1 protein-coding gene and 1 pseudogene are annotated in these 1,120 nt (G+C 68.2%); one reads left to right on the top strand and one right to left on the bottom strand.

Going from position 1 to position 1,120, the window contains the following annotated elements; translation table 11 throughout:
• Positions 1-181: pseudogene (locus L995_RS19560) on the bottom strand (ABC transporter substrate-binding protein); the annotation flags it as partial.
• A 218-nt stretch (positions 182-399) separates the two neighbouring features.
• Between L995_RS19560 and L995_RS19555 the strand changes: the two are divergent.
• On the top strand, positions 400-1,120 hold a 721-nt coding region (locus L995_RS19555; RefSeq protein ID WP_047473097.1), incomplete at its 3' end, for an aminotransferase class I/II-fold pyridoxal phosphate-dependent enzyme.

Raw genomic sequence — 1,120 nt, 5'->3', positions numbered from 1 at the left:
TGAACCAGGCGGCCGATCCCAGCGCGCCGGCTGCGGCGCCGGCGCGGATCAGGGTGCGGCGCGAGAGCGAGGGCTCGGTCGCCTCGGGAGCATCGAGCGCCCCGAAAGCACCGCAATCTGCGCCATGGGCGCAGCGGCTGTCCTGGGTCCTGTCGATCTCGGTCTGGGTCTTGCGGGTCATGGAACTCCCTCCAAAGCAGTTTCGGGACTGCCGATGCTGTCCGCTGGGTGCCGTGTTTCCAACGACGCAAAACGCGCATCCATATGTGCGTGACAACTAGGAAGGGCGCGGCCCGGCGACATGCGCAAACCGAATAAGCGAACGCGTTTTTCTTCGTAGTGCGCAGGGCGCGGGCTTCGAATAATGGGCTGCATCGACCACTCATACGGAGTCCATGCATGACCTCAGCGACCGGCACCGAGTCCGCCCCGCACGACGCAGCCAGCGATGCGCTTTGGCAGCAGGACACCCAGGCCCTGCACGCCGGCTACCGGGGGCGAGAGCAGCAGCGCAGCGCGGCCGTGCCCATCTACCAGAGCACCTCCTTCGTGTTCGACAGCGCCCAGCACGGCGCCAACCTGTTCGGCCTGGTGGAGGAGGGCGATGTGTACTCGCGCACGGCCAACCCCACGCTGGCGGTGCTGGAGCAGCGCATTGCGGCTCTCGAAGGCGGCGTGGCCGCGCTGGCCCTGGCCTCGGGCATGGCCGCCATCGACGTGGCACTGGCCACGCTGGCCAGTGCGGGCGACCATGTGGTCGTGGCCTCGCAGCTGTATGGCGGCACGCACAACTTCATCGCCCATGTGCTGGCCTCGCGCGGCGTGCAGAGCACGGCCGTGGCCAAGGATGATTTCCAGGCGTTGCGCCGGGCGATAGGGCCGCGCACCAAGGCCGTGTTCGTGGAGTCCGTGGGCAATCCATCGGGCGGCATTGCCGACCTGCGCCAGCTGGCCGATATCAGCCATGCGGCCGGCGTGGCCCTGGTGGTGGACAACACCGTGGCTTCGCCGCTGCTGCTGCGGCCCTTCGACTGGGGCGCCGACATCGTCGTGCATTCGGCCACCAAGGCCATTGGCGGACACGGCAATGTGCTGGGCGGGCTGATTGTGGACAGCGGCC

Origin of the sequence: Delftia sp. ZNC0008 (genome assembly GCF_000799035.1) — a bacterium.
In the GTDB taxonomy this organism is placed as follows: Bacteria; Pseudomonadota; Gammaproteobacteria; order Burkholderiales; family Burkholderiaceae_C; genus Comamonas; species Comamonas tsuruhatensis.
The sequence above is the reverse complement of the archived record's forward strand: the minus strand, read 5'-3'. Positions and strand labels throughout refer to the sequence as shown.